Raw genomic sequence first — 5,229 nt, 5'->3', positions numbered from 1 at the left:
GGATAAAGTTCATAGACTTATTGTAATATATAGACGGACCTCGAGTTAATAGGACTTTTTTGAAATAGTTATTTACTATGGAGAGTTTGATCCTGGCTCAGGATGAACGCTAGCGGCAGGCTTAATACATGCAAGTCGAGGGGTAGAGGGATTGCTTGCAAGACCTTGAGACCGGCGAACGGGTGCGTAACGCGTATGCAACCTACCTTTATCAGGGGGATAGCCCAGAGAAATTTGGATTAATACCGCATAATAAGAGTCATGGCATCATGATTTTTTGAAAGATTTATTGGATAGAGATGGGCATGCGTAGGATTAGCTAGTTGGTGAGGTAACGGCTCACCAAGGCGACGATCCTTAGGGGCTCTGAGAGGAGTAACCCCCACACTGGTACTGAGATACGGACCAGACTCCTACGGGAGGCAGCAGTAGGGAATATTGGACAATGGGCGGAAGCCTGATCCAGCCATGCCGCGTGCAGGAAGACGGCCCTCTGGGTTGTAAACTGCTTTTATATGGGAAGAAAATGGCTTTGCGAAGCAAATTGACGGTACCATAGGAATAAGCCACGGCTAACTACGTGCCAGCAGCCGCGGTAATACGTAGGTGGCGAGCGTTATCCGGATTTATTGGGTTTAAAGGGTGCGTAGGCGGCTTTTTAAGTCGGTGGTGAAAGGTAGCAGCTTAACTGTTTTACATGCCATCGATACTGAAGAGCTTGAGTTATCAGAAGGCAGGCGGAATTTCTGGTGTAGCGGTGAAATGCATAGATACCAGAAGGAACACCTATTGCGAAGGCAGCTTGCTGCAGATAAACTGACGCTGATGCACGAAAGCGTGGGGAGCGAACAGGATTAGATACCCTGGTAGTCCACGCCGTAAACGATGATTACTAGTTGTTGGCGATATACAGTCAGTGACCAAGGGAAACCGATAAGTAATCCACCTGGGGAGTACGCCGGCAACGGTGAAACTCAAAGGAATTGACGGGGGTCCGCACAAGCGGTGGAGCATGTGGTTTAATTCGATGATACGCGAGGAACCTTACCTAGGCTAGAATGTGAGCGAATGTTCTAGAGATAGATCAGTCAGCAATGACGCGAAACAAGGTGCTGCATGGCCGTCGTCAGTTCGTGCCGTGAGGTGTTGGGTTAAGTCCCGCAACGAACGCAACCCCTATAGTCTGTTGCCAGCATTTCGGATGGGGACTCAGACTAGACTGCCTACGCAAGTAGAGAGGAAGGAGGGGACGACGTCAGGTCATCATGGCCCTTACGCCTAGGGCGACACACGTGCTACAATGGCAGATACAGAGTGTAGCGAGCTAGCAATAGCAAGCCAATCACAAAAAGTCTGTCACAGTTCGGATTGGGGTCTGCAACTCGACCCTATGAAGCTGGAATCGCTAGTAATCGCATATCAGCCATGATGCGGTGAATACGTTCCCGGACCTTGTACACACCGCCCGTCAAGCCATGGAAGTTGGGTAGACCTGAAGCGGAAGATTAAAGACTTCGTTAGGGTAGAACCAGTAACTGGGGCTAAGTCGTAACAAGGTAGCCGTACCGGAAGGTGTGGCTGGAACACCTCCTTTTTAGAGATATTCCGATCTAATCGGAAGAAAAAAGAGAGAAAAGTTCTTACGACGCTGAAAGAGATTTCAGCAAACGATACAGCAATGTATCAAAGAGGTACCGTCTATATATTCAATGAGTCGACATTTAAAGGAAGAGGCGAGCAGAACGGGCCTGTAGCTCAGGTGGTTAGAGCGTTACACTGATAATGTAAAGGTCCCTGGTTCGAGTCCAGGCAGGCCCACTTTCAGTTAGCAAGAATGCGAATTGAGAACTGGAAACTGCCGACTTAGACGACGGGGGATTAGCTCAGCTGGCTAGAGCACCTGCCTTGCACGCAGGGGGTCATCGGTTCGACTCCGATATCCTCCACTTTTTAAAAGATTACAACGTAAAGTAGTTGTGATTACGATTTCCGGAGATTGTAGTAAAGGACGATCAAGGTCCAAAGCCGAAGGCTGATAGCCGAAAGCAGAAGACCGAAATCTGGAAGTAAGAGTTCATTGACATGATGTAAGAAAGACTGAGAAGAGAGAATTATTAAGAAGAGCTACGTAAGGGCGTACGGCGGATGCCTAGGGTCTCAGAGGCGAAGAAGGACGTGATAAGCTGCGATAAGCAACGGGGAACAGCACATATGTATTGATCCGTTGATTTCCGAATGGGGCAACCCTCTCATCTGAAGGATGAGAATCTATACTAAGTATAGAAGCGAACGAAGGGAACTGAAACATCTAAGTACCTTTAGGAGAAGAAAACAACAGTGATTCCGCAAGTAGTGGCGAGCGAACGCGGAGTAGCCCAAACCGTTGATGTTACGGCATTAGCGGGGTTATAGGACTGCATTTAGGATTGTCTTTAAACTTGAATCACTTGGGAAAGTGAGCCGTAGAGCGTGAGAGCCGCGTAAAGGTAAACAGAGACATGACGAGCAGTATCCTGAGTAGGTGGGGACCGGTGAAATCCCCTCTGAATTCGGCAGCACCATCTGCCAAGGCTAAATACTCCTGAGACACCGATAGAGAACTAGTACCGTGAGGGAAAGGTGAAAAGCACGGGGAATACCCGGGTGAAATAGAACCTGAAACCGTACGCTTACAAGCGGTCGGAGCCCCCTGAGGGGTGACGGCGTGCCTTTTGCATAATGATCCTACGAGTTATGGTATCCGGCCAGGTTAAGTACTTAAGGTACGAAGCCGAAGCGAAAGCGAGTTTTAACAGAGCGTTAAGTCGGGTGCTATAGACGCGAAACCTAGTGATCTACCCATGGTCAGGTTGAAGGTTGGGTAAGACCAATTGGAGGACCGAACCGGTAAACGTTGAAAAGTTTTCGGATGAACTGTGGGTAGGGGTGAAAGGCTAATCAAACTAGGAAATAGCTCGTACTCCCCGAAATGTTTTTAGGAACAGCGTCGGTGTTGAGTCTTATCGAGGTAGAGCTACCAATTGGATGCGGGGGAGTCACATCCTACCAAATTCAGATGAACTCCGAATGCGATAAGATATAACCGGCAGTGAGGGCTCGGGTGCTAAGGTCCGAGTCCAAGAGGGAAAGAACCCAGATCTACAGCTAAGGTCTCTAAATCTATACTAAGTTGAACAAAGGAAGTCTGACTGCAGAGACAGCCAGGATGTTTGCTTGGAAGCAGCAATCATTTAAAGAGTGCGTAACAGCTCACTGGTCGAGCGGGGCGGGCATCGATAATAAACGGGCATAAAGTATAGTACCGAAGCTTAGAAATTGTATTTATACAATTGGTAGGGGAGCATTCTCATTGCGGCGAATGTGTGTGGTAATGCATGCTGGAGCGATGAGAAAAGCAAATGTAGGAATAAGTAGCGATAATGAATGTGAGAAACATTCACACCGAAAGACTAAGGTTTCCTCCGCTATGCTAATCAACGGAGGGTTAGTCGGATCCTAAGGATAATGCGAGAGCAGAGGCCGATGGGAACAATGTTAATATTCATTGACCTGTATTTATTGCGACACGGGGACGGATTTTCAAGCTTTGCACGTACTGACGGAATAGTGCGTTGAGCGGCGGCTTAGGCTAAAGCGAGCAGGGGGAGAAGGTTCCAAGAAAAGCCGTTAAGCTTCAGATGAATACAGACCGTACCGTAAACCGACACAGGTAGTCGAGGCGAGAAGCCTAAGGTGCTCGAGTGATTCATGGCTAAGGAATTAGGCAAATTCACCCTGTAACTTCGGGATAAGGGGAGCCAGTACAATAAAGTGCTGGCCGCAGAGAAATGGCCCAGGCGACTGTTTAGCAAAAACACATGGCTATGCGAAGATTAATGTCGACGTATATGGCCTGACACCTGCCCGGTGCTGGAAGGTTAAGAGGGGGGCTTAGCGTAAGCGAAGGTCTGAATCGAAGCCCCAGTAAACGGCGGCCGTAACTATAACGGTCCTAAGGTAGCGAAATTCCTTGTCGGGTAAGTTCCGACCTGCACGAATGGTGTAACGATCTGGGCACTGTCTCAGCCATGAGCTCGGCGAAATTGTAGTGACGGTGAAGATGCCGTCTACCCGCCACGGGACGGAAAGACCCCGTGAACCTTTACTATAGCTTAGCATTGGGACTGGGTACTTGATGTGTAGGATAGGTGGGAGACTGTGATCCGGCGTCGCCAGGCGTCGGTTAGTCGTTGTTGAAATACCACCCTTTAATTATCTGGTTCCTAACCCCTTGAAGGGGAACATTGCTTGGTGGGTAGTTTGACTGGGGTGGTCGCCTCCAAAAGTGTAACGGAGGCTTTCAAAGGTTCCCTCAGCACGCTTGGTAACCGTGCGTTGAGTGCAATAGCAAAAGGGAGCTTGACTGAGAGACCTACAAGTCGATCAGGGTCGAAAGACGGATATAGTGATCCGGTGGTTCTGTATGGAAGGGCCATCGCTCAAAGGATAAAAGGTACTCCGGGGATAACAGGCTGATCTCCCCCAAGAGCTCATATCGACGGGGAGGTTTGGCACCTCGATGTCGGCTCGTCACATCCTGGGGCTGGAGAAGGTCCCAAGGGTTGGGCTGTTCGCCCATTAAAGTGGCACGCGAGCTGGGTTCAGAACGTCGTGAGACAGTTCGGTCCCTATCTGTGGTGGGCGTAGGAAGTTTGAGAGGCTCTGATTTTAGTACGAGAGGACCGAATTGGACATACCGCTGGTGTATCTGTTGTCTTGCCAAGGGCACGGCAGAGTAGCTACGTATGGACGGGATAAACGCTGAAAGCATCTAAGTGTGAAACCCACCTCAAGATGAGACTTCCATAGAGGAACGTTGGAGATGACGACGTAGATAGGCTACAGGTGAAAGTGCAGTAATGTATGCAGCCGAGTAGTACTAATGAACCGAAAGCTCTTCATATTTTTAATTTCACTTCACAGTTTTTCTTCATCACAATGTTTTGCTTGCAAAGCATTAATGTCAAGATATTTATTGGTTCTGGCCGAAAGCACATCGCTGTAAGCCGATAGCCAAATTAAGACCTTGTTGGTGTTAATAGGGCGGGTGATCACCTCTTCCCATTCCGAACAGAGAAGTTAAGCCCCGCACCGCCGATGGTACTTGGGTCAAACCTGGGAGAGTAGGTAAATGCCACAATTTTATTTAAAAGACCTCAATGGAAACGTTGAGGTCTTTTTGCGTTTAAA

Annotated in this window: 2 tRNA genes and 3 rRNA genes; all 5 read left to right on the top strand. The window is 48.7% G+C overall.

Features of this window, described 5'->3' with window-relative positions:
- Positions 1-74: 74 nt before the first annotated feature.
- The 5 genes from AFM12_RS19335 to rrf all read left to right on the top strand — a co-directional run bounded on the left by AFM12_RS19335 (position 75) and on the right by rrf (position 5,179).
- Positions 75-1,594: ribosomal RNA gene (locus AFM12_RS19335) — 16S ribosomal RNA — on the top strand.
- A 150-nt stretch (positions 1,595-1,744) separates the two neighbouring features.
- A tRNA-Ile gene (locus AFM12_RS19330) sits at positions 1,745-1,818 on the top strand.
- Positions 1,819-1,872: 54 nt separating this feature from the next.
- Positions 1,873-1,946 (top strand) — tRNA-Ala (locus AFM12_RS19325).
- Between the two features lie 172 nt (positions 1,947-2,118).
- Positions 2,119-4,941 (top strand): 23S ribosomal RNA (locus AFM12_RS19320).
- Between the two features lie 126 nt (positions 4,942-5,067).
- Positions 5,068-5,179, top strand: a 5S ribosomal RNA gene (gene rrf / locus AFM12_RS19315).
- The 16S, 23S and 5S rRNA genes sit together here with 2 tRNA genes alongside, the layout of an rRNA operon.
- Positions 5,180-5,229 lie beyond the last annotated feature (50 nt).

Origin of the sequence: Jiulongibacter sediminis (genome assembly GCF_001306455.1) — a bacterium.
GTDB lineage: Bacteria > Bacteroidota > Bacteroidia > Cytophagales > Spirosomataceae > Jiulongibacter > Jiulongibacter sediminis.
Note: the sequence above shows the minus strand (reverse complement) of the source record. Positions and strands in the feature narration are given on the sequence as shown.